The sequence below is a fragment of the Pantoea sp. Fr-CA_6 genome, from assembly GCF_024520895.1.
GTDB classification, from domain to species: domain Bacteria; phylum Pseudomonadota; class Gammaproteobacteria; order Enterobacterales; family Enterobacteriaceae; genus Pantoea; species Pantoea agglomerans.
Map to the genome: position 1 here is coordinate 1 of NZ_JALNPO010000044.1, position 340 is coordinate 340.

Below are 340 nucleotides of genomic sequence, written 5' to 3' on the forward strand. Positions count from 1 at the left end.
GTAGGGGAACCTGCGGTTGGATCACCTCCTTACCTGAAGATACCTTCCCGCGCAGTGTCCACACAGATTGTCTGATAGAAAATAACGAGCAAAGTGTCTTTCGAAGACAGACTTAATTGTCCCCTTCGTCTAGAGGCCCAGGACACCGCCCTTTCACGGCGGTAACAGGGGTTCGAATCCCCTAGGGGACGCCAAAGCTTGGTGACAGGTGAAAGATGTTACCCACATATCTTAAAGATGACTTACGAGTCATGTTTAAGATATTGCTCTTTAACAATCCGGAACAAGCTGAAAATTGAAACGACGCAGCGCGTCATTCCTCCGTAATTAAGGAATGACT

General features: G+C 47.6%; 1 tRNA gene. It reads left to right on the forward strand.

The annotated features are described in order from the left end of the window. Positions 1-118: 118 nt before the first annotated feature. Positions 119-194: transfer RNA gene (locus tag NR201_RS22540), tRNA-Glu, on the forward strand. Positions 195-340: the final 146 nt, after the last annotated feature.